Below are 21,225 nucleotides of genomic sequence, written 5' to 3' on the forward strand. Positions count from 1 at the left end.
CGTGCGAAAAATTGACCCGCGGGTTTACAATCGGCGCTCCTGATCAGGAGTAACCCCGTGCTGACTCATCTCGATTCCCAAGGTCGCGCCAATATGGTCGACGTCACCGAAAAAGCCGTGACGTCCCGTGAGGCCACGGCCGAAGCGCTGGTGCGCATGCTTCCCGAAACCCTGCAAATGATTGTCAGCGGTGGCCATCCCAAAGGGGATGTGTTCGCCGTGGCCCGCATTGCCGGAATCCAGGCGGCGAAAAAAACCTCCGACCTGATCCCGCTGTGCCATCCGCTGATGCTGACCGGGGTCAAGGTCGAGCTCAGTGCCGAAGGGGTTGATGCCGTGCGCATTACCGCGCGGTGCAAGCTGGCCGGGCAGACCGGGGTGGAAATGGAGGCCCTGACCGCCGCCAGCATCGCGGCGCTGACCATTTATGACATGTGCAAGGCCGTGGACCGGGGCATGGTCATTGAAAGTGTGCGCCTGCTGGAGAAACTGGGCGGCAAGAGCGGGCACTATCAGGTGGCCGGGCAATGAACCTCACCGTGAAGTTTTTTGCCCGCTACCGGGAGGCACTGGGGGTGGATTCGGTAAAGGTCGAGGGCGATTTCGCCACGGTCGACGATGTCCGGGCCCTGCTGGCGCAACGTGACGGCGCCGAGGTGCTGAGCGAGCAGAACCTGATGTGCGCGCGAAACGAAGAGCTGTGCCAACTGGATGAGCCGGTCGGCGACGGCGATGAAGTGGCGTTTTTCCCCACTGTGACCGGAGGCTGAGCCATGGCGATTCGCGTGCAGGGCTCGCCCTTCGATCCGGGCGCTGAAGTCAACGCGATGCACGCCGCCAATGTCGGCGTGGGCGCGGTGGTGAGTTTTGTCGGCTACGTGCGCGACTTCAACGACGGCCTCGATGTGGCGGGGATGTTCCTGGAGCACTACCCGGGCATGACACAGAAGGCCCTGGCCAAGATTGCCGAGGAAGCCGAGCAGCGCTGGCCGCTGCTCAAGCTGGAAGTGCTGCATCGCATCGGGGCGTTGCCGCCGGGCGAGCCGATCGTGTTTGTCGGCGCCGCCAGCGCCCACCGCCAGGCGGCGTTCGACGCCTGCGCCTTTGTCATGGACTACCTCAAGACCCGCGCGCCGTTCTGGAAAAAAGAACTGACCAGCGACGGCCCGCGCTGGGTGGACGGGCGTGACAGCGATCATGCGGCGGCGGATCGCTGGAAACCGTAACCTCCAACGCTTGATATCCCCCCACTCGACCAATGGCCGAGTTACCTCCGTTCGCCTGATTGACGACTAATACATAAAAGTCCAGTATGGAATTATAAGTATAAAAATACGCTTGAAGCTTCAAGCCTTGAGCGCGCAATTGCTTCTCTTCCTCTTGCCAAACCAACAACAACTCGCGAGAAAATCACCATGAAGAAGCTTCCCCTTATCAGTGGTCTGGCCCTCAGCCTGTTGGCGTGCAGCTCGTTGTTCGCCGCTGAGAAAACCCTGCGCCTGGGCATTGAAGCGGCGTACCCACCCTTCGCCTCGAAAACCGCCGAAGGCACGATCACCGGTTTTGACTACGACATCGGCAATGCCCTGTGCGCGCAGATGAAGGTCAAGTGCGAGTGGGTCGAGGGTGAGTTCGATGGGCTGATTCCTTCCCTGAAAGTGAAGAAAATCGACGCGGCCCTGTCGTCCATGACCATCAACGAAGACCGCAAGAAGTCGGTGGATTTCAGCCACAAGTACTACTTCACTTCGTCGCGGTTTTTGATGAAGGAAGGCGCCGTGGTGGATGACCAGTACGCCAGCCTCAAGGGCAAGACCCTGGGGGTTCAGCGCGCCACCACCACTGATCGTTTTGCCACTGAAGTGCTGGAGCCCAAGGGCGTGCTGGTCAAGCGCTACAGCAACAACGAAGAAATCTACATGGACCTGGCCGCCGGACGCCTGGACGGCATTTTCGCCGACACCATTCCGCTGAGCGACTTCCTGTCGATGCCGCGTGGCAAGGGTTATGCGTTCGTCGGGCCGGAACTCAAGGATCCGAAATACGTCGGTGAAGGCGCCGGGATTGCGGTGCGCAAGGGCAACACCGAGCTGGTTGCCGAGTTGAACAAGGCCATCGACGGCATTCGCGCCAATGGCCAGTACCAGCAGATTTCCCAGAAGTACTTCAAGTCGGACATCTACGGCGACTGATCAACCGCGATCGCAGGCACGTCTTGCCCCTACCGATTCACTGATGCCGGTAGGGGCAAGGCGTGTGCGCGAACACAGTCGGTTCAGCCCTTCAGTTCCTTCAGGTGTTTGTACACCGTCGCCCGTCCCATATTCAGCACATTGGCCACATAGTTGGAGGCGCTTTTGCCCTTGAAGGCGCCTTCGGCATGCAGGGCCAGCACCAGTTCGCGCTTGTGCTCGCGAGTCAGGACGCTCAAGCCCAGTTGTCGCTCCCGCAGCCAGTTGTGCAGGAAGGTGTTGATGCGCTCCTGCCAGTCATCGCGAAACAGCGAATCGGGCTGTGGGATCAGCTTGCTGGGTGACAGGAACAGGTCCAGCGCGGCCTTGGCGTTCTCGAACAGCGAAATGTTCAGGTTGATGCACAGCACGGCCATGGGATGGCCATTGCTGTCGCGCAGGACGCTGCTCAGGCTGCGGATTTTCTGGCCATCCCAATTGAGCTTCTCGTAGGGGCCGATGTTGCGCTCGCTGATGTCGTCGCTGAGCATGTCTTCGAGCGCCGCATCGCCGCCGATTTCGCGCTTGGACAGGTTGTTGGCGATGTAGTCGATTTTTTGCGTGCGCAGGTCGTGCAGCACCACCTCGGCGTGGGGGAAAAACAGCGTGGCAATGGCGTCGGCGATTGCCCGGAAGTTATCCAGTGCAGGGTCTTGTAGAGGTGGGGTCATCGGTGTTGCTCCAGGCAATCGGCGCCCCGTGAGCCGGGGCGCTGGAAGTTTGCCGCAATCGGGATCGAACGTCACCCCGGCGCCGGTTCAGCCCAGGCGCGAGGGGGAGAGCATGCTGGCGCTGAGGCCAAACTGTTGCAGTGCCGGCGGCAGGTCTTGCCCACGTACCAGCGCGGCGCTGGCCTGGCCCATGGCGGGGGAAGTCTGGATGCCGTAGCCGCCCTGGGCGGCCACCCAGAACAACCCGGGTACCTGTGGGTCGAAGCCGCTGACCAGGTCACCATCGCTGACAAAGCTGCGCAGGCCGGCCCAGGTGCGGGTCGGGCGGCGGATGGTCAGGGTGGTGGCCTCCTCGATCTGGTAGATGCCCATGGCGATGTCCAGTTCTTCGGGCTGCACGTCGTGGGGCTCGACGGGGTCGGCGTTGGCCGGCGAGCCGAGGAACATCCCGGCGTCGGGTTTCATGTAGAAGGATTCGTCGAGGCTCACCAGCATCGGCCAGGCGTGGCAATCGAGGTCCTTGGGACCTTCGAAGATAAACGCCGCGCGCCGCTTGGGAATCAACCCCAGCGGCCGGGCGCCGGCCATGGTGCCGAGGTGATCGGCCCAGGCGCCGGCGGCATTGATGATGATCGGCGCGCTGAACGTCTGGCCGGCGGTCTGCACGTGCCACTGGCCCTGGGGATCGCGGCTCAGGCCCAACACTTCGCAATCGGTGTGCACCTGTCCCTGATTGCGGCGGATGCCCCGCAGGTACCCCTGGTGCAGGGCATCGGTGTCGATGTCGGTGGCGGTCGGGTCGTAGATCGCGCCAAAGACCTTTTCCCGACGCAGGATCGGCAGGCGCGCCAGGGCCTCGTCGGCGCTGAGCAACTGCATCTGTGGCACGGTGGCCTTGGCGCTCAGGTACTGATTGTGCAACTCGTCGGGGTCGCCGGTGAAGTCCACGGTCATTTCGCCACGGGGGGTGAGCAGCGGGTGTTCGCAGAAACCCGCTGGCGGGGCATCGAAGAACTCCCGGCTGGCCTGGGTCAGTGCGCGCACCTGCGGGGTGCCATACGCGGCGGTGTACAGCGCCGCGGAACGTCCGGTGGAATGGTAGGCCGGGTGGGATTCGCGCTCGAGCACGATGACCCGGCCGTGGGGCGACAGCCAGAAACCGGTGGAAGCCCCGGCGATACCGCCGCCGATGATGATGAAGTCTGCCTGGGTCATGAGTGTTTCCTTAAAGGCGTAACCCCCCACCCCCTGTAGGAGCAAGCGCCTACAGGGGGTGGGGCGGCGTGGGTCAGTTGAGCCGCTGGTAGATGGCATTGGCCAGCGCGATGTCTTCCAGGCCCAGGCCGATGGAGCGGAAGAACACGTGGCGCTCGTACGTCGGGCGTGGTGTCTGTCCGCTGAGCAGTTGGGGCAGGTCGCCGACGATCGCCGCCGGGTTCCAGTCGTGTTGTTCGCGGGCGATCAGCATTTCCCCGGCAGCGTCCGGAGTGGTCCGGCGGTAGTCGCAATACACCTGTATCTGGCCGAGGCAGTGCGGCGGGACTTCGTGGGCGCGCACCGCGTTGGTGCTGATGGAGGTGATCAGGGCGGGCTTGCGCAAGCGCAGTGGGTCGATCACCGGGCCGGCAGAGGAGGTGCAGAGCATGATCACATCGGCATCCTCGAGCGCCGCTTCCAGGCTGGCCTGGATCTGCAGGCGCGGATCGATGGCCATCCACTGCGCCAGCGCCTCTGGATTGCGCTTGGCCAGGCTTGGCGAATAGAGGCTGATGGTCTGCCACTCGCGCAGTTGCCGGGCGTAGTGCAGGTGCGCTTGGGCCACCGGACCGCTGCCGATGATCACCAGGCGAGTGGCGTCCGGCCGGGCCAGGGCGTCCACCGCCACGGCCGTGGTGGCGGCCGTGCGCGCGGTGGTCAGTTCGCCGGCATCGCACAACAGCAGTGGCTGGCCGGTGTGCATCGACATCAGCAGCGTCCAGGCGGTCACCAGCGGGCCGCCTTGCGGGCGCACGATGTAGGGCGAGGTTTTCACCCCATAGACGCCGTCTTCGGCCAGCACCCCGAGGTAATTGATGAAGTCCCCGGCGCCCTGGGGAAACTCCACCAGTTGCTGGGCCGGCTGCACGGCCTGGCCCGCTGCCAGGTCACGGAACAGCTTGCGCAGGATCTGCGGCACGTCGACCTGTGCCAGCAGTTCGCGAGCCTGGGCTTGGGCGATCACAAAAGGGGAAGGGGGCATGCGCAGGCTCCGTGGATGTGCGATTGAACTAATTTGTCCATTGTGGACTTATTGTTCTGATTGGCAATATCCAGGCGTAAAAAAAGCGCAGTCGGTGGCCGGCTGCGCTTGGGGTGTGACGACCCGATCTTACGGACGCTTGCGCTCTACCGGGCGCAGCAGATGGGTCGGCGGGGTTTCGCAGCTGATCTTGCGGCCCAGCAGCGCCTCGATGGACGGTAGCTGGTAGGAGTCGTCTTCACCGGCAAAGCTGATGGAGACGCCTTCAGCGCCGGCACGACCGGTCCGGCCGATGCGGTGCACGTAGTCGTCCGGCACTTCCGGCAGGGTGAAGTTGATCACGTGGCTGATGCCGTCGATGTGAATCCCACGGCCGGCGACATCGGTGGCCACCAGGACGCGGATCTTGCCCTCGCGGAAACCTTCCAGGGTCTTGATGCGCTTGTGCTGCGGCACGTCGCCCGACAGTTGGGCGGCGTTGACGCCGTCGCGGACCAGGCGTTCTTCGATGCGCCGCACTTCGTCCTTGCGGTTGGCGAAGACCATCACCCGTTCCCAGCCGTTGTCGGTCACCAGGTTGTAGAGCAGCTTGTACTTATCGGCACCGGCAACGGCGTAGATGTGCTGTTCGACGTTCTCGCTGGCGACGTTCAGGGCTTCGATCTCGACGATGGACGGGTCGGTGGTCCATTGCTTGGCCAGGTTCATCACGTCTTCGGTGAAGGTGGCGGAGAACAGCAGGGTCTGGCGTTCGCTTTTCGGTGGGGTCTGGCGAATGATCTGACGCACTTGTGGGATGAAACCCATGTCGAGCATCCGGTCCGCTTCGTCCAGCACCATGACTTCGACCATGTCCAGGTGCACGTCGCCGCGCTGGTTGAAGTCCAGCAGGCGGCCCGGGGTGGCGACCAGGATGTCGCAGTGACGCGCCTCCAGGTGCTTGAGCTGCTTGTCGAAGTCCATGCCGCCGACAAAGGTCATGACGTTGAGGCCGGTGTACTTGGTCAGGTCGGCTGCGTCCTTGGCGATCTGCACCACCAGTTCACGGGTCGGCGCGATGATCAGGGCCCGTGGCTCACCCATGTAGCGCTCTTTCGGCGGTGGGGTCTGCAGCAACTGGGTGATGATCGAGACCAGGAACGCGGCGGTCTTGCCGGTGCCGGTCTGGGCGCGGCCGATGGCGTCTTTGCCGGCCAGGGTGAAGCCCAATACCTGCGCCTGGATCGGCGTGCAGTACGGGAAACCCAGGTCCTGGATGGCGTGCATCAGTTCCGGGGCCAGCTTGAAGTCGTGGAAGCGGGTCTTGCCTTCCTGGGGTTCGACGACGAAGTCTTCGAGTTTCCAGGCCACGACCGGCGGTTTTGGCGCGCGTTCGCGACGCGGCTTCGGGGTCTCGCTGCGCGCTTTTGGCGGGGCAGCGTCGGTGGCCGGTGTGTTCACCGGCTCGTTTTGCGGTGCCGCGACAGCTGCGGTCCGACCAGGCTGATGACCGTCGGTGCGGTGGCTGGCGGTTGGGGAGGGTGCGCTGGAGCTGGGCGCGAGCTGCTCAGCCTCGCTTTTACCGAACATTTTCTTGAGTGCTTTGAGCACGGTCATCTCATCAATTGGTTAAGGAATGTACGCCGGCCAGTGTAATGCAAGAATCGGGCGCGGCGTAGTGCGTTGGTCACACTGCTACATAGATGTGGGCGGATTAGCGCAAACGGTCGGCGAGCCAGACGCCAATATCGCGAATTTCTTCGGGTAACACTTCATGACCCATTGGGTATTCCTGCCATGCCACGGTGACACCACGGGTCTTCAGGTACTCATAGGCGCTGCGGCCCATGGCGTTTTGCACCACCTCATCGTACTGGCCATGCAGGCACAGCACCGGGATCCGTTGCTGGCTGGCGGACAGCTCGAGGTCTTCAGTGAAGGTTGGGGCATAAGTCGAGAGGGCAAGTACGCCACCCAACGGACCCTGCCACTTGAGGAAGGTGCTGTGCAGGACCACCGCGCCCCCCTGGGAAAAACCCGCGAGGAAAATTCGCGAAGGGTCTATTCCGCTCGCGCGCTGCTCTTCGATCAATTCGATGATGCGTTGCGCCGACGCTTCCAGTTGCTCGCGGTCGATCGCCCGGGCCGGACTCATGGCCAATATGTCGTACCAGCTGGGCATCTCGTAACCACCGTTGATGGTCACCGCGCGGGTCGGCGCCTGGGGCAGCACGAAGCGTGTGGTCTGCAGGGTTTCCTGCAGGGCTTCTGCCACGGGCAGGAAGTCGTAGCGGTCGGCGCCCAGGCCGTGGAGCCAGATGACACAGGCGTCTTCCGGTTTGGCGGGGTGAAGAATCAAGGGCTCGGTCATGGCTGCTCCATTGTTGTGCGTTCGCCCGCTTTGAGTGCGAGCTCAAAGTGCACGGCGGGTCGATCAGTTAAGAAGTTGTCGCAAGGTTGCAAGTTTTGCTCTTGACCTGCGGCTGAATCGCTTTAGCGCCCGGTGTGGTACGGGCCTTGCTATGGGAAAACCTGTACGTGCGATCCTACGCTTGGCGGTAACACTATCAGGCAACCGCCCGGCGCGGGAGAGCAAAAAATCCGGTGATGGACGTTCGCCAATGGCCGCTACGGGCTTGGCAAACAAGAAAGGGCTACAGCCCGTTCGGCCGATTGGTGAGCAGTGAGTTTTCCATGATGTGGATTTTCTCCTACTAGACTCATAGCTAAGGTCTTACGCCGCTTGACCCTAAAACAAGCCAACACGGGTCAACAGCGCCTCATAAGGGTGCGGCAGGACTCAAGCTCCGACACAACAAGAGCAAAACTGGAGGTTTGAATGAAGATGTTGAAATCCACCCTGGCAGTGATGACTGCGGCCGCAGTACTCGGTGTCAGCGGGTTCGCTCAGGCGGGTGCAACCCTGGATGCAGTGCAGAAGAAGGGTTTCGTACAGTGCGGCGTCAGTGACGGTCTGCCGGGTTTCTCGGTACCGGATTCCACCGGCAAGATCCTCGGCATTGATGCCGACTTCTGTCGCGCGGTGGCCGCCGCGGTATTCGGCGACGCAACCAAAGTGAAATTCAGTCAGTTGAACGCCAAGGAGCGCTTCACCGCGCTGCAGTCCGGCGAAATTGACATCCTGTCGCGCAACACCACCATGACCAGCTCCCGTGATGCGGGCATGGGCCTGAAGTTTCCTGGCTTCATCACCTACTACGACGGCATCGGCTTCCTGGTCAACAACAAGCTGGGCGTCAAGAGTGCCAAGGAACTGGACGGCGCCACCATCTGCATTCAAGCCGGTACCACGACCGAGCTGAACGTTTCCGACTACTTCCGCGGCAACGGCCTGAAATACACCCCGATCACTTTCGACACCTCCGACGAAAGCGCCAAGTCGCTGGAATCCGGTCGTTGCGACGTGCTGACTTCGGACAAATCCCAACTGTTCGCCCAGCGCAGCAAGCTGGCCGCACCGAAGGACTACGTGGTTCTGCCGGAAACCATTTCCAAGGAGCCACTGGGCCCTGTCGTGCGTAATGGCGACGATGAGTGGCTGGCCGTGATCCGCTGGACCGGCTACGCCATGCTCAACGCTGAAGAGGCCGGCATCACCTCGAAAAACGTCGAAGCCGAAGCCAAGTCCACCAAGAACCCGGATGTCGCTCGTATGCTCGGGGCGGACGGTGAATACGGCAAGGACCTGAAGCTGCCCAAAGACTGGGTCGTGCAGATCGTCAAGCAGGTCGGCAACTACGGTGAAGTGTTCGAGAAAAACCTCGGCAAGGGCACTCCACTGGAAATCGACCGCGGGCTGAACGCTCTGTGGAACAACGGCGGCATTCAATACGCACCACCCGTGCGCTGATGGTTCTATCACCCGGTGGGCCAACCACCGGGTGATGTTCTGTACCATTACTTCTGGGGCACTCCATGCAAAACTCTATCGGCGCACCAAAGCAGAGGCTCAGCCTCAGCGATCCCAAAGTGCGTGCGTGGCTATTCCAGATCATCACCATTGTGGCGGTGGTCTCGATGGGCTGGTATCTGTTCGACAACACGCAGACCAACCTGCAACACCGGGGTATTACCTCCGGCTTCGACTTTCTTGAGCGCAGTGCCGGTTTCGGCATCGCGCAGACCCTGATCGACTACACCGAATCGGACAGCTATGCCCGGGTGTTTGTCATCGGCCTGCTCAACACCTTGTTGGTGACCTTCATCGGCGTGATCCTGGCGACGATCCTGGGGTTTATCGTCGGCGTATCGCGGCTGTCGAAGAACTGGATCATTGCCAAGCTGGCGACCGTGTACGTGGAAGTTTTCCGCAACATTCCACCGCTGCTGCAGATCCTGTTCTGGTACTTCGCGGTGTTCCTGACCATGCCGGGACCACGCAACAGCCATAACTTCGGCGACACGTTCTTCGTCAGCAGCCGTGGCCTGAATATGCCCGCTGCGTTGATGGCAGACGGCTTCTGGCCGTTTGTGGCGAGCGTCGGCGTGGCCATTGTGGCGATTGTGCTGATGAACCGCTGGGCCACCCGACGCTTCGAAGCGACCGGTGTACCGTTTCATAAATTCTGGGTGGGCCTGGCGCTGTTCCTGCTGATCCCGGCGCTCTGCGCGCTGATCGTCGGCACTCCGCTGCACTGGGAAATGCCCAAGCTGCAAGGCTTCAACTTCGTCGGTGGCTGGGTGCTGATCCCGGAACTGCTGGCACTGACCCTGGCCTTGACCGTCTACACCGCGGCGTTCATCGCCGAAATCGTGCGTTCGGGCATCAAGTCAGTCAGCCACGGCCAGACCGAAGCGGCGCACTCCCTTGGCCTGCGCAACGGCCCGACCCTGCGCAAGGTGATCATTCCCCAGGCGCTGCGGGTGATCATTCCGCCGCTGACCAGCCAATACCTCAACCTGGCGAAGAACTCCTCGCTGGCGGCCGGTATCGGTTACCCGGAAATGGTCTCGCTGTTTGCCGGCACGGTGCTGAACCAGACCGGGCAGGCGATCGAGGTGATTGCCATCACCATGAGCGTGTACCTGGCGATCAGCATCAGCATTTCCTTGCTGATGAACTGGTACAACAAGCGCATTGCGCTGATCGAGCGGTAGGGAATAGCGCATGAGTACTCATACTTTCAAACCGGATATGCCTCCGCCGAGCAGCAGCATCGGCGTGGTGGCGTGGATGCGCGCCAACATGTTCTCCAGCTGGCTCAACACCCTGCTGACGCTGTTCGCGTTTTACCTGATTTACCTGGTGGTGCCGCCGCTCCTGCAGTGGGCGATCATCGACGCCAACTGGGTCGGTACCAGCCAGGCCGACTGCACCAAGGACGGCGCCTGCTGGGTGTTCATCCAACAGCGCTTTGGCCAGTTCATGTATGGCTACTACCCGATGGACTTGCGCTGGCGCGTGGACCTGACCGTGTGGCTGGCGGTCATCGGCGTGGCACCGCTGTTCATCTCGCGCTTCCCGCGCAAAGCGGTGTACGGGCTGAGCTTCCTGGTGCTGTACCCGATCATTGCCTGGTGCCTGTTGCATGGTGGCGTTTTCGGCTTGACCCAGGTGGCGACGAGCCAATGGGGCGGGCTGATGCTGACCCTGGTGATCGCCACGGTCGGGATTGCCGGAGCGTTGCCGCTGGGCATCATCCTGGCCCTGGGCCGGCGCTCGAACATGCCGGCGATTCGGGTGGTCTGCGTGACCTTCATCGAGTTCTGGCGCGGCGTGCCATTGATCACGGTGCTGTTCATGTCCTCGGTGATGCTGCCGCTGTTCCTGCCTGAAGGCATGAACTTCGACAAGCTGCTGCGGGCGCTGATCGGGGTGATCCTGTTCCAGTCGGCCTACGTCGCCGAAGTGGTGCGTGGCGGCCTGCAAGCCATTCCCAAAGGGCAGTACGAAGCGGCTGCCGCGATGGGCCTGGGGTACTGGCGCAGCATGGGCCTGGTAATCCTGCCGCAAGCCTTGAAGCTGGTGATCCCCGGTATCGTCAACACCTTCATTGCGCTGTTCAAGGACACGAGCCTGGTGATCATCATCGGCCTGTTCGACTTGCTCAACAGCGTCAAGCAAGCCGCCGCCGACCCGAAATGGTTGGGCATGGCCACCGAAGGCTACGTGTTCGCGGCCCTGGTGTTCTGGATTTTCTGTTTTGGTATGTCGCGCTATTCCATGCACCTGGAACGCAAGCTCGACACTGGCCACAAGCGTTAGGAGTTCTGTAATGAGCGAAGCAAGCAAACAGCCGGTGAGCCCTGAAGGCATTATTCAGATGCAGGGCGTGAACAAGTGGTACGGCCAGTTCCATGTGTTGAAAGACATCAACCTCAACGTCAAGCAGGGCGAGCGGATTGTCCTGTGCGGGCCTTCGGGTTCCGGCAAGTCGACCACCATTCGCTGCCTCAACCGCCTGGAAGAGCATCAGCAGGGGCGGATCGTGGTCGATGGCGTGGAGCTGACCAATGACCTCAAGCAGATCGAAACGGTGCGCCGTGAAGTCGGCATGGTGTTCCAGCACTTCAATCTGTTTCCGCACCTGACGATTTTGCAGAACTGCACCCTGGCGCCGATGTGGGTGCGCAAGATGCCCAAGCGCAAGGCTGAGGAAATTGCCATGCACTACCTGGAGCGCGTGCGCATTCCGGAGCAGGCGCACAAGTTTCCGGGGCAACTGTCGGGTGGCCAGCAGCAGCGGGTGGCGATTGCCCGGGCGCTGTGCATGAAGCCCAAGATCATGCTGTTCGATGAGCCGACGTCGGCGCTCGATCCGGAGATGGTCAAGGAGGTGCTCGATACCATGATCGGCTTGGCCGAAGATGGCATGACCATGCTTTGCGTGACCCATGAGATGGGCTTTGCGCGGACGGTGGCCAATCGGGTGATCTTCATGGACAAGGGGGAGATTGTTGAGCAGGCGGCGCCGAATGACTTCTTCGATAATCCGCAGAATGAGCGGACCAAGTTGTTCTTGAGCCAGATTTTGCATTGATCGAGCCCAGGCACTGAAATAAACCCGGACTGCGTTCCGGGTTTATTTTTGCCTGTGATTTATCGCCGTTCAGAATCCCTGTAGGAGTAAATCCGTTGCCCTCCGTGCTGATGTTGACTAGCATGCCGATAAATACATCCTATGATTGGATGAGAGGGCGAATTTCATGTCAGAAATATCTCCATTGGTGAAACGATCCCTGGTCGATCAGGCCCTGGACCAACTGCGCCAGCGTATTAACCAAGGCTTTTGGACCGTGGGCCAGCGGTTGCCTACTGAGCCCGAGTTGTCCGCCGAGCTGGGTATCAGCCGCAACACCGTGCGTGAGGCCATGCGGGTGCTGGCGTTTTCCGGGTTGATCGAGATTCGCCAGGGTGACGGCAGTTACCTGCGGGCGGTGGTCGATCCGTTGGATACGATGAAAGCCCTGTCCCGTTGCTCCCATGAACAGGCCCGGGAGACCCGGCATATTCTCGAGGTCGAGGCGATTGGCCTGGCGGCGTTGCGTCGCACCGATGAGGACCTGGTGGCCCTGCGTGAGGCGCTGACAGTCAGTGGTACCCACTATCACGGCGACCTTGATAGCTACATCGCCTGCGACATGGTGTTTCACCGCCGCCTGGTGGATGCCGCGCACAACCCCACCCTCAGTGAGCTGTACCGCTACTTCTCCAGCATTGTCGGCGCGCAGTTGCGCGAGACCTTGAACATCGTCCCCAGACGCCAAGCCGTGTTCGACTTGCATGTCGATTTGCTCGATGCCGTCGAGCAGCGCGATCCGGAACGGGCCAAGGCCCTTTCCCGGCAGTTGATCAATGAGCCTTGAAACCGAGAATTCCATGTCCAGCCAACCGGCCAATACCCGCGATACCGTCTCCCCCAAACGCTCGGCAGAGCTCGAAGAACTGCTGATCGATGCCGAGGCCGATGACGAGCAAGTCCAGCAGAGCCAGCCGCTGTTGCGGCGTCCCTGGCTGTTGTTGCTGGGGCTGATCCTGGTGGCGTTGAACCTGCGTCCGGCGTTGTCGAGCATGGCGCCGCTGCTCAGCGAGGTGTCGAAGAGCCTTGGCTTGTCGGCGGCCCAGGCGGGGTTGCTGACCACCTTGCCGGTGTTGTGCCTGGGGCTGTTCGCGCCCTTGGCGCCGATCCTGGCGCGGCGTTTTGGTGCCGAACGGGTGGTGTTGGGGATTCTCCTGACCCTGGCGGGTGGGGTTCTGCTGCGCAGTTCGTTCGGCGAGATCGGCCTGTTTGCCGGCAGCATCCTGGGCGGCGCCAGTATTGGGGTGATCGGCGTATTGCTGCCGGGGATCGTCAAGCGCGATTTTGCCAAGCACGCCGGCGCCATGACGGGCGTCTACACCATGGCCCTGTGCCTCGGTGCGGCGATGGCCGCCGGGGCGTCGGTGCCCTTGAGCGAACATTTTGGGCAGAGCTGGGCCGTGGGCCTGGGGTTCTGGATGGTTCCGGCGCTGCTGGCGGCGCTGTTCTGGCTGCCGCAGGTGGGGCCCAAGCACGGCGCCCACAATGTTGCGTATCGGGTGCGCGGGCTGCTGCGTGATCCCCTGGCCTGGCAAGTGACCCTCTACATGGGCCTGCAATCGTCGCTGGCCTACATCGTCTTTGGCTGGTTGCCGTCGATCCTGATTGGCCGTGGCCTGACGCCGACCCAGGCCGGTTTGGTGCTGTCGGGTTCGGTGATCGTGCAATTGGCCAGTTCCCTGGCCGCCCCCTGGCTGGCCACGCGGGGCAAGGACCAGCGCCTGGCGATCGTGGTGGTGATGCTGATGACCCTGGGCGGGCTGTTCGGTTGCCTGTACGCGCCGATTGAAGGTTTGTGGGGCTGGGCGATCCTGCTGGGCCTGGGCCAGGGCGCAGCCTTCGCCCTGGCGCTGACCTTGATTGTGTTGCGCTCGCGTGATGCCCATGTGGCGGCGAACCTGTCGAGCATGGCCCAGGGCTTCGGTTATACCCTGGCGTCCATGGGGCCGTTCGCGGTCGGGATCGTGCATGACTTGACCGGTGGCTGGTCGGCCGTGGGCTGGATTTTCGCGGTCATCGGCGGCGGCGCGATCATTGCCGGGCTCGGTGCCGGGCGGGCGTTGTATGTGCAGGTCGAAAGCGAAAAGGTATGAGCGTGAAGGGCATCGGTCCATCACGGTCTGGGACAGCATCGTGGATATCCAGAGCCGATAGATGCCGCCCCTTCGGTCGGAGGCGCACCGAAGGGGGCGGCGTTGCAGGCCTACAGGTAGGCCAATTCGAAGGTTACCGAACCATCAAGGGTGATGTCGTCGGTCAGGGTGAGGCTGTCAGTAGGGTGGATCGTGGTTTTTATCCGCATATCCAGCGTCGCGTTGTTCACCCTGATCGGTGTGGTGTGGTCAGTGGTGGAACTGACCGACCACAGATCATCACGGTAAATTTCTGAGGTGGCTTTCCAGGTTGTCCCCCCATCGATGGAGTAGATCGACTGGGCGCTCACCCCATCCACCAGCGTTTGATCGATATCGAGGTAAAAGTACCCCGGCTTTTCACCGGCGGGCGTTAATGCCATTCCAAAGTAGGTGTAGTCAACCAGGTCCAGATACGGGCGATTGTCGATGACCTTCAGTGCCATCAGTGTTGGCTCGCCACAGGTGACATTCAATTGCAGCGCGCGATCATTCAGTTCAGTGGGTACGGTGGGGTTCAGATCTTTGACCAGGATCTTGCCGTAGTCCACGACACTGCTGCCGGTAAAGCCAGGCGTGCAGGCGTGCGGGGTGATGGTGCCGGTGACGCTCAGGTCAGTGCTCGATGCCGCGAGGGCATAGGGTGCAACGCCGATCAATGCAGTGGCAGCGAGTGCCGCAAAATATTTATGCATGGGATTGAGCGCTTCTTTTCAGTGGTTGTTTTCCATCCCCGGCAAAAACGCCGAGGCTGGGGGGATGCCGAACCACTCGCTCTGATGCCGTGAACGGTTCGGCGTCATACGCTTACAGGTACATCACTTCGAGGGTGATTTCTCCGTTGATGTTTTGCTCGTCAGTCAGCGTCAAACCGTTTGCCGGGGCGATGAAGGTCGTTACAGAAAGCGGTACGCTGAGATCTTTTATCGGGATCGGCGTGCCGAGATCAGAGTGATGAGCGAACGACAGGAGATTGTTTGTAAGTAAGGTGTGCTCATCCTCCCAGCTTGCTCCGCCATCGTATGAGGCAATGGTGGCTACCGACAGCCCATCGGCCACTGGACTCAATAAGCCAAGCTTGATGGCACCCAGTTTTTCGCCAGCCTGGGTGAGTCCTACACCAAAGTAACCGGGCTCATGTTCAGTACCCGCCATGTGATCGATTGCATTCAGTGCGAGTAGGGTCGGCGAGCCACACTCCACGGTCAATTGCAACGTGTTTTTGCCCACTTGTGTGCTGCGGGTTGGGTGAAGGGTATGCGATTGGATTTTCCCAAGGTCTATCTGACCGCCTCCGAGCAGGATTGGCCTGCAGGCTTCCGGGGTGATGGTGCCGGTGACGCTCAGGTCAGTGCTCGATGCCGCGAGGGCATAGGGTGCCAGGCTGATCAGGGCGGTGGCGGAAAGTGCAGCGACGTATCTGTTCAAATTTACTGCTCCAGTTGCTGGTGTGTTCTTGACGAGCCCAACGCACTTCAATGTGTGCAGGCAGCGCCAAGCAGGTTGGGTGTTACAAGTAAACGATTTCGATCGTGCCCGAGCCGTCGAGGTTGACGGCGTTGCTCAGGTCCAGGCTTTCGGTGGGGGCGATGACCGCCTCGACCGTGACGGCGGCGCTCAGGTTCTGGATCGCGACGGGCCCCGAGGTGCTGCCGGCGAGGTCGGTGAACCCCAAGTAGCTGTTTTGAGCGAGTGGAATCGCGCTCGTGCTGGCCGTGCTCCAGGCCGTGCCACCCGTGGTGGAGTCGGTTCGAAATAGCCGCGCATAGCTGTCGGCGCTGGCGCTGCCCGGGTCGAGGGTCAGCGAATACAGGCCGATTTTGTTGTTGCGGCCGTCCACGTCCAGGCCGTAGTAGATTTCGCTGTTGACCGTCGCCGAACCGGCGCGGTTGTCGTGCATGCGCAGGGCGAAATGCGTCGGTGCATCGCAGCCGACCTGCAGGTTCAACCCCTTGGGCGGCAGGCGCGTGCTTTTATCGGTGTTCAGGTCGTTTTTCGACATCCGGCCAAAATCCACCAGGCCACCGTTTGACAGGCTCACATTGCATGCCCCGGGGGCGAAGCTGGCCCGCAAGGCGATTTCCCTGGAGCGCCCGGCCGCGACCGCGTCGAGCAGCCCTGTGGCCTCCCAGACCACCGCGTCGCGCACTTGTGATGCCTGCTCCTGGGCCCAGGCCGTCAGTTCAAGTTGTGCCGAAAAGCTCTGCCCCTTGGCAACGGCACCTGCCCGCACCGGGACGATTGCCTGTTCCGGTCGCCACAGCAGGCTGGACGCCGTGGCTTCCGGTGTCTGACCGGTGGCGGAGACCAGTCCCAGGTCGACCGACTGCCCATCGAGCACCGCATGGCCCACGCGCACGGCGTAGCTGCCCTGGTCGGCCAGACGAAAGCGTTCGGCGGTCGCGGCCATGGCGCGATAGAACAGGGTCATGTCGGTGGGGTGCGAGCAGCTCAGGGTCAGGCTCACGCGGCGTTCGCCTAGCGTGCGTTCAGGCAGGCTGTCGGCGCGGATCGCACGGTTCATCAAGCCGTAATCGAGTACGGGCTGGCTCACGTTGAGCTGACAGTCGTTGGCGTCGGCCCAGGCGTGCGGTGCCATTGTGCTCAGCGATAGAGCGCCAAGGGTCAGAAGCAAGGGGTGGGACAGTTTCATGCAGTGATCCTCAAATCGCTCGGCACTGGGCGGCGGCGGTTTCGTAGTACGCGTCGGTATCGGCCTTGGCCGGCAGTTCGAAGCTCAATTGGCAGCGGTCCATGCCCGGCGCGGTGATCCACAGGGTCGGGGTTTCCAGTACGTTTGGCAGGAACACCACGCCGCCTTCCTGGGCGAGCGTGATGAACTCGCCGTCCTCGGTATTCACCGTGGCGCCACGGGGCAGTGGCGCACCGTTGGCGGTGGTGACCTTGAGCAACGCACGGCGGGTCTGGGTGATGCCGAAGTCGATGTTGTCGACGGCGCCGCGCCCGGCGGTGACTACTGCCAGCCCATTGTGGATATCGAGGTTGCGCGGCAGCGAACGGGTGTCGACTTCCACTGCGCTGCGACCATAGGCCGTCAGTTGCGACACTACCGCGTTGCCTTTGCTGTCGGTCCAGACCGGACCACTGGGGGTCGAGACCTTGATCGAATCGGCATCGCCGACCGACACCAGCGCAAAGGTTTCGCGCACCGGGTAGGGCGTGAACGTCACGCCGTCACCGTGCACTACGGCACCTCCGCGCGCGCCCACCTGATAACTCGAACGCTCGGCATCGGTGCGGGTGTAGTTCAGGTCCAACTGGCTGTAGCGCGGCAACAGCGAAACACCGGCGGTGGTCTGCACTTGCTTGTCACGGGTGTCGTGTTCGACGCCGACCCGGTAGCTCAGTTGATCATTGACCTGCTCGTTCAGGCCGACGCCGCTGCGGTATTCACCGCCGGCATTGCGCACCCAGGTACGGCCCCGGCGGTTTTCACCCAGCGGAATACTCAGGTTCAGATACACGCTGTCATCACTGCTCTGGTTACCGCTGACTTGCCATTGCGCCGAGGCCGACACCGAGACGCCGCCTACATTGGTGCCCCACGAGAGCAGCGCGCGGTTGCTGCTTTGCCCGTCAAACGAGGTCGAACGGCTGAGACTGCCGCTCAAAGCGCCCAGCCCCGGCGGTGACCAGTTCAGCCCCAGCGTTTGCTGGTCGCGATTACGGGAGTGGCTGCGCTCGGACTCGATTTCGGTCACGGCTTGCGACAGATCGCTGTAACCGAACGTGCGGTGCGAGGTGCTGGCATTCACCGACCACTGTTCACCCAGGCGTTGCGACACGCCCAGATCTGCCTGAACACCTTTTGCAGGTTGCCCGACGCGGGTATCGGAGGCTTGCAGGGTGGTCTGGATCTGCGTGCGCTTGCCGGGCTGCAAGCCCAGGCCGGCACCCGCGGCGAGGTAGTCGGTGGCACCGGTGGCGCCGGCACTCAATTGCATCAGCGGGCTCAGTGATCCGCTCCAGCCACCGCTGATCACCCAAGGGGCGTTACCCTGGGTGTCGCCGGTGTTACGTGCCTGGCCGGCGGCCAGGGAAAAACCGGGGGCCGGCAAGCCGACGCCGAGCATGGCCGCGGGGATGGTAAAACGCTGCTCGCTGCCGTCGGTTTCCTTGACCGTGACTTCAACGTCGGAACGACTATCGAGGCGGCGCACGTCGTTTAACGAGAAGGGACCGGCCGGCACCACCGTTGAGTGGATCAGCGAGCCGTTCTGGTGGACTTCCACCTGAGCCTGGCTTCTGGCAATGCCTTCGATGGGCGAGCCTTGGCCTTCGCTTTGCAACGCCTGTTCGGTCATCAACTGCAGGCCAGTGATCTGCGCCCCGGCCAGTACCGGGTTGTAGAGGCTGATCTGGCCTGCCTGCAGCACCGTTTCCTGGCTGGCAAACGTGCGTTGGGCGTAGGCCGCCAGATGAGTGGTGGTCGACACGTCGTTTTGCCAGGTCTGCACCTGGCGGCTGCGCACGATCCAGTCCCCGGCGTTGAAGCCCAGTTCGGTGTTGGCCGACAGGTAGCGACTCGACTGGCCGGCGTTATCGCTGAACAGGCTGTTGACGTCGTAGTTGAGCAACGCGGCGAAGCCACCGGTTTGATAACCCGTGAAGTCCCGGGCCGTTGGACGTATGGCGTCGGTGGGGACGATCAGCTTCACACTGAGGTTTGCCGGGTCTTGTTCGATGGCCATTTGTGGCCAGGTGCCGACGGCATCGAAACAGCGCTGGCCGTCGACCGGGTCAGTCGGGTCCAGCAGGTTGGCGGCATCGAGCAGGGCACGGTCAAAGCACAGTTCACCTTCGCGATTGAACGCCACATCCACCCGTCCATGGGGCTTGCCGTTAACGACGAGGGTGATCGGGTACTTGCCGGCAGTGAAGCGCGGTGCCTGCAGCAATGAGGTTGCCAGTGCCGGGTCGATACCGCGTTGCGTCAACATTTTCTGGTCGAACGAGGTCGGCAGTGCCGCGCCGCTGAGGTCTTCGGCACGTGCATCGAGCAACAACAGCGCGTTACTCAGTAGCGCCACGGTACTGGCACGCAGCGTCGACAGACGAGCGTTTACAGCCTGTTTTTCAGGCATGGCTTCGCCATCACGGTAGTTGGATACGGTGTTCATGGGTTCACTGAGTGATTGCCGCCGTGCTGGCCTGATCCATTGCCGCTGCTGGCTTGCGTTGGGGACGGTAGCGACCGTCAGCCCGAAAGTTCACGCCTGTTTTTCCCTGGGGCGCTGGTTCTAAGGTGGTTCAGGGCTTGAGTGGTGCCTCGAACGGCGGCGCTGAGAAGCCATACACCGTGGCCGGCTGGATGCGTACCTGTTTGGCGGTCTGGCTCGATGCCGCGACGCTGAGCTTCTCGCCCGGCAACACGTAGGCTTTTGGCAACATCGCATTGCCCGATGGCAGCAGTTGTACTTCCTGGGCCAACCGAACGACGTAAGGCGTATCGTTGCTGACGGTCAGTTGGCCGTTGTTCAACGACCATTGCAGGTCGGTCCATGGCGTGCGATTGGGCTTGAGGCCCTTGGGGTGCAAAATCACCGGCAGGTTCTGGCGCACCGTCACACCCACGCGGGCGTTGCCTGTCTCGGCGTGGGCTTTGCCTTGAGGGATGCCTTCAAAGATCACCCGCTTCAGGCGCTGGGTCACCAGGGGTTTTTCCGATTGCAGGATGAAACGGATCAACTGGCTTTTCGAGGCTTCGACCCGGGCCAGCGGTGGGGTCACGAACACTAGCTGCTCGGTGTCCTCGGGGATGTCTTGCAGGGTGATATGCAGCAGGGCCAGGTTGGCATCGGTGTTGGTCACGGTCACGGAGGCTTCGCCATCGGCCTCGTTGACAATCACCACCGAGGTGTCGGGGACCATGCCGTCGGCCTGGGCCTGGGCAGCCATCAACAGCGCGAAGCCGCCGAAGCCGGTGTAGATCAAATGGTGTGTGAACTTGAAAATTTTCTTCATGACATGCCTCGTTGATTGATCACGCCGTTGACCGCCAGGTGTGTGCGGTGAACGGTGGAAACAGGGGCGCGCAGGCGATCAGCAGCGCTGTCGCGAGGGCAGGGTAGTGAATGTTCAGTGGGCTTTTCTTAATGGTTGGGTGGGCAACTCACGCCAGGTTCGTTGCCCGGTATTTATTTGAATTACAGGTATACGATTTGCAGGGTGGCTGAGCCGTCGAGTTGTACTTCGTCGGTCAGGGTGAGGCCGTCGGTGGGGTTGATGGAAGGCTTGACGGTGATGTCCATGGTTGCACTTGTAATATCACTAGGGCTAAAGGGAGGCGTCAAACTGCCGACAGCGATCAAGCTCTCACGCAAAATTGCGGTGTTATCGACAATGTTAGACCAGGTATTTCCGCCATCTGCTGATTGAATGAGCCTCGAAGGAACGTCTGCGTTCAGGTTTGTTAAAGTCAGCGTATAGAAGCCGAGCTTCTCACTGCCATTGATTATTCCCAAGCCAAAATGCTCAGGCATTGGGCCCTGCGAATCGCTTCTATTATCAATGGGTTGAATTGCAAATTGAGTAGCGGCGGTACCGCAGCTCACGGTCAGTTCCAGCGTTTGCTCGTCAAGCTGGGTGTTTGTCGTCGCGTTCAAATCTTTCGCAGATATTCTCCTGTAATCAACGACTCCGCCGTTCTCAAGAGTCGGCGTGCAGGCAGCAGGTGTGATGGTGCCGGTGATGGTGAGGTCGGTGCTGGAGGCGGCGAAGACGGAAGTCGTGGCGCCAAGCAACAAGGCCGTAGCCAATATTGTCAGTTGTTTGATCATGGGGGTGTGCTCCTCTCGAAGAGTATTTTGAGGTTAATGTCCAATGCGCAGCGCGATGTTGGGTGGCGGTTGCTCAAAGGAAATGCAATGTATCGATCGAGGTGAGGAGCGCAAATGCAACAAATACGAAAGT

20 protein-coding genes and 1 pseudogene are annotated in these 21,225 nt (G+C 61.5%); 10 read left to right on the forward strand and 11 right to left on the reverse strand.

Annotated elements, in window-relative coordinates; genetic code table 11:
- The first annotated feature begins 57 nt into the window (after positions 1-57).
- From moaC to H7995_RS08975, 4 genes are all read left to right on the forward strand, one after another.
- Positions 58-531, forward strand: coding sequence for a cyclic pyranopterin monophosphate synthase MoaC (gene moaC, locus H7995_RS08960; protein WP_095171238.1), 474 nt, complete (start codon positions 58-60; stop codon positions 529-531).
- Positions 528-770, forward strand: a complete 243-nt coding sequence (moaD, locus tag H7995_RS08965) for a molybdopterin converting factor subunit 1 (protein WP_166588672.1) — start codon at positions 528-530, stop codon at positions 768-770. Before moaC ends, moaD begins: the two co-directional genes overlap by 4 nt.
- 3 nt (positions 771-773) lie before the next feature.
- Complete coding sequence (gene moaE, locus H7995_RS08970) at positions 774-1,226, forward strand: molybdopterin synthase catalytic subunit MoaE (RefSeq protein WP_166588671.1); 453 nt, start codon at positions 774-776, stop codon at positions 1,224-1,226.
- Between the two features lie 189 nt (positions 1,227-1,415).
- A complete protein-coding gene (locus H7995_RS08975) occupies positions 1,416-2,192 on the forward strand; it encodes an ABC transporter substrate-binding protein (protein ID WP_185818253.1) in 777 nt (258 codons plus the stop codon).
- An 83-nt stretch (positions 2,193-2,275) separates the two neighbouring features.
- On the opposite strand, the gene H7995_RS08980 is transcribed toward H7995_RS08975, so the two are convergent.
- From H7995_RS08980 to H7995_RS09000, 5 genes are all read right to left on the reverse strand, one after another.
- Entirely contained in the window at positions 2,276-2,902 is a 627-nt protein-coding gene (locus H7995_RS08980; protein WP_166588669.1) for a helix-turn-helix transcriptional regulator, read from the reverse strand.
- Between the two features lie 87 nt (positions 2,903-2,989).
- The gene (locus H7995_RS08985; RefSeq protein ID WP_185818254.1) at positions 2,990-4,117 is read right to left on the reverse strand and encodes an NAD(P)/FAD-dependent oxidoreductase; all 1,128 of its coding nucleotides are present in this window, start codon (positions 4,115-4,117) and stop codon (positions 2,990-2,992) included.
- A gap of 73 nt (positions 4,118-4,190) precedes the next feature.
- Positions 4,191-5,141 (reverse strand): ornithine cyclodeaminase family protein, encoded by a 951-nt coding sequence (locus H7995_RS08990; protein WP_185818255.1) that lies wholly within the window; start codon positions 5,139-5,141, stop codon positions 4,191-4,193.
- Between the two features lie 129 nt (positions 5,142-5,270).
- Positions 5,271-6,737, reverse strand: coding sequence for an ATP-dependent RNA helicase RhlB (rhlB, locus tag H7995_RS08995; RefSeq protein ID WP_166588666.1), 1,467 nt, complete (start codon positions 6,735-6,737; stop codon positions 5,271-5,273).
- Between the two features lie 97 nt (positions 6,738-6,834).
- Complete coding sequence (locus tag H7995_RS09000) at positions 6,835-7,491, reverse strand: alpha/beta hydrolase (RefSeq protein ID WP_185818256.1); 657 nt, start codon at positions 7,489-7,491, stop codon at positions 6,835-6,837.
- Between the two features lie 468 nt (positions 7,492-7,959).
- Here H7995_RS09000 and H7995_RS09005 point away from each other — a divergent pair, with 468 nt between their 5' ends.
- The 6 genes from H7995_RS09005 (at position 7,960) to H7995_RS09030 (ending at position 14,253) form a co-directional block, all read left to right on the forward strand.
- On the forward strand, positions 7,960-8,991 hold the full coding sequence (locus H7995_RS09005) for an amino acid ABC transporter substrate-binding protein (protein ID WP_095171222.1): 1,032 nt from the start codon (positions 7,960-7,962) through the stop codon (positions 8,989-8,991).
- A 65-nt stretch (positions 8,992-9,056) separates the two neighbouring features.
- Positions 9,057-10,238 carry an amino acid ABC transporter permease gene (locus tag H7995_RS09010; protein WP_166588664.1) on the forward strand — a complete coding sequence of 394 codons (1,182 nt, stop codon included), beginning with the start codon at positions 9,057-9,059 and terminating at the stop codon, positions 10,236-10,238.
- 10 nt (positions 10,239-10,248) lie between these two features.
- Complete coding sequence (locus H7995_RS09015) at positions 10,249-11,346, forward strand: amino acid ABC transporter permease (protein ID WP_185818257.1); 1,098 nt, start codon at positions 10,249-10,251, stop codon at positions 11,344-11,346.
- 10 nt (positions 11,347-11,356) lie between these two features.
- The gene (locus H7995_RS09020; protein WP_166588662.1) at positions 11,357-12,121 is read left to right on the forward strand and encodes an amino acid ABC transporter ATP-binding protein; all 765 of its coding nucleotides are present in this window, start codon (positions 11,357-11,359) and stop codon (positions 12,119-12,121) included.
- Between the two features lie 166 nt (positions 12,122-12,287).
- Complete coding sequence (locus H7995_RS09025) at positions 12,288-12,947, forward strand: FadR/GntR family transcriptional regulator (RefSeq protein ID WP_185818258.1); 660 nt, start codon at positions 12,288-12,290, stop codon at positions 12,945-12,947.
- The gene (locus H7995_RS09030) at positions 12,937-14,253 is read left to right on the forward strand and encodes a CynX/NimT family MFS transporter (RefSeq protein ID WP_166588660.1); all 1,317 of its coding nucleotides are present in this window, start codon (positions 12,937-12,939) and stop codon (positions 14,251-14,253) included. The genes H7995_RS09025 and H7995_RS09030 overlap by 11 nt, the downstream gene beginning before the upstream one ends.
- Before the next feature lie 110 nt (positions 14,254-14,363).
- On the opposite strand, the pseudogene H7995_RS09035 reads toward H7995_RS09030, so the two are convergent.
- The 6 genes and pseudogenes from H7995_RS09035 to H7995_RS09060 form a co-directional block, all read right to left on the reverse strand.
- Positions 14,364-14,906, reverse strand: a pseudogene (locus H7995_RS09035) (DUF1120 domain-containing protein); the annotation flags it as partial.
- Positions 14,907-15,099: 193 nt separating this feature from the next.
- A complete protein-coding gene (locus tag H7995_RS09040; protein ID WP_166588658.1) occupies positions 15,100-15,720 on the reverse strand; it encodes a DUF1120 domain-containing protein in 621 nt (206 codons plus the stop codon).
- 82 nt (positions 15,721-15,802) lie between these two features.
- Positions 15,803-16,945: a DUF1120 domain-containing protein gene (locus tag H7995_RS09045; RefSeq protein WP_185818259.1), complete on the reverse strand. Its 1,143-nt coding sequence runs from the start codon at positions 16,943-16,945 to the stop codon at positions 15,803-15,805.
- 10 nt (positions 16,946-16,955) lie between these two features.
- Entirely contained in the window at positions 16,956-19,433 is a 2,478-nt protein-coding gene (locus H7995_RS09050) for a fimbria/pilus outer membrane usher protein (protein WP_166588656.1), read from the reverse strand.
- Positions 19,434-19,563: 130 nt separating this feature from the next.
- Positions 19,564-20,277: a fimbria/pilus chaperone family protein gene (locus H7995_RS09055; RefSeq protein ID WP_425312222.1), complete on the reverse strand. Its 714-nt coding sequence runs from the start codon at positions 20,275-20,277 to the stop codon at positions 19,564-19,566.
- 182 nt (positions 20,278-20,459) lie between these two features.
- Positions 20,460-21,092 carry a DUF1120 domain-containing protein gene (locus H7995_RS09060; protein WP_166588655.1) on the reverse strand — a complete coding sequence of 211 codons (633 nt, stop codon included), beginning with the start codon at positions 21,090-21,092 and terminating at the stop codon, positions 20,460-20,462.
- Positions 21,093-21,225: the final 133 nt, after the last annotated feature.

This window comes from Pseudomonas kielensis (assembly GCF_014236655.1).
GTDB classification, from domain to species: domain Bacteria; phylum Pseudomonadota; class Gammaproteobacteria; order Pseudomonadales; family Pseudomonadaceae; genus Aquipseudomonas; species Aquipseudomonas kielensis.

Bases quoted from the DNA above. Each gene is read 5' to 3' on its own strand.
- moaD (WP_166588672.1), top strand. From the start codon at position 528: ATGAACCTCACCGTGAAGTTTTTTGCCCGCTACCGGGAGGCACTGGGG.
- moaE (WP_166588671.1), top strand. From the start codon at position 774: ATGGCGATTCGCGTGCAGGGCTCGCCCTTCGATCCGGGCGCTGAAGTC.
- H7995_RS08975 (WP_185818253.1), top strand. From the start codon at position 1,416: ATGAAGAAGCTTCCCCTTATCAGTGGTCTGGCCCTCAGCCTGTTGGCG.
- H7995_RS08980 (WP_166588669.1), bottom strand. From the start codon at position 2,902: ATGACCCCACCTCTACAAGACCCTGCACTGGATAACTTCCGGGCAATC.
- H7995_RS08985 (WP_185818254.1), bottom strand. From the start codon at position 4,117: ATGACCCAGGCAGACTTCATCATCATCGGCGGCGGTATCGCCGGGGCT.
- H7995_RS08990 (WP_185818255.1), bottom strand. From the start codon at position 5,141: ATGCCCCCTTCCCCTTTTGTGATCGCCCAAGCCCAGGCTCGCGAACTG.
- rhlB (WP_166588666.1), bottom strand. From the start codon at position 6,737: ATGACCGTGCTCAAAGCACTCAAGAAAATGTTCGGTAAAAGCGAGGCT.
- H7995_RS09000 (WP_185818256.1), bottom strand. From the start codon at position 7,491: ATGACCGAGCCCTTGATTCTTCACCCCGCCAAACCGGAAGACGCCTGT.
- H7995_RS09005 (WP_095171222.1), top strand. From the start codon at position 7,960: ATGAAGATGTTGAAATCCACCCTGGCAGTGATGACTGCGGCCGCAGTA.
- H7995_RS09010 (WP_166588664.1), top strand. From the start codon at position 9,057: ATGCAAAACTCTATCGGCGCACCAAAGCAGAGGCTCAGCCTCAGCGAT.
- H7995_RS09015 (WP_185818257.1), top strand. From the start codon at position 10,249: ATGAGTACTCATACTTTCAAACCGGATATGCCTCCGCCGAGCAGCAGC.
- H7995_RS09020 (WP_166588662.1), top strand. From the start codon at position 11,357: ATGAGCGAAGCAAGCAAACAGCCGGTGAGCCCTGAAGGCATTATTCAG.
- H7995_RS09025 (WP_185818258.1), top strand. From the start codon at position 12,288: ATGTCAGAAATATCTCCATTGGTGAAACGATCCCTGGTCGATCAGGCC.
- H7995_RS09030 (WP_166588660.1), top strand. From the start codon at position 12,937: ATGAGCCTTGAAACCGAGAATTCCATGTCCAGCCAACCGGCCAATACC.
- H7995_RS09045 (WP_185818259.1), bottom strand. From the start codon at position 16,945: ATGAAACTGTCCCACCCCTTGCTTCTGACCCTTGGCGCTCTATCGCTG.
- H7995_RS09050 (WP_166588656.1), bottom strand. From the start codon at position 19,433: ATGAACACCGTATCCAACTACCGTGATGGCGAAGCCATGCCTGAAAAA.
- H7995_RS09055 (WP_425312222.1), bottom strand. From the start codon at position 20,277: ATGAAGAAAATTTTCAAGTTCACACACCATTTGATCTACACCGGCTTC.
- H7995_RS09060 (WP_166588655.1), bottom strand. From the start codon at position 21,092: ATGATCAAACAACTGACAATATTGGCTACGGCCTTGTTGCTTGGCGCC.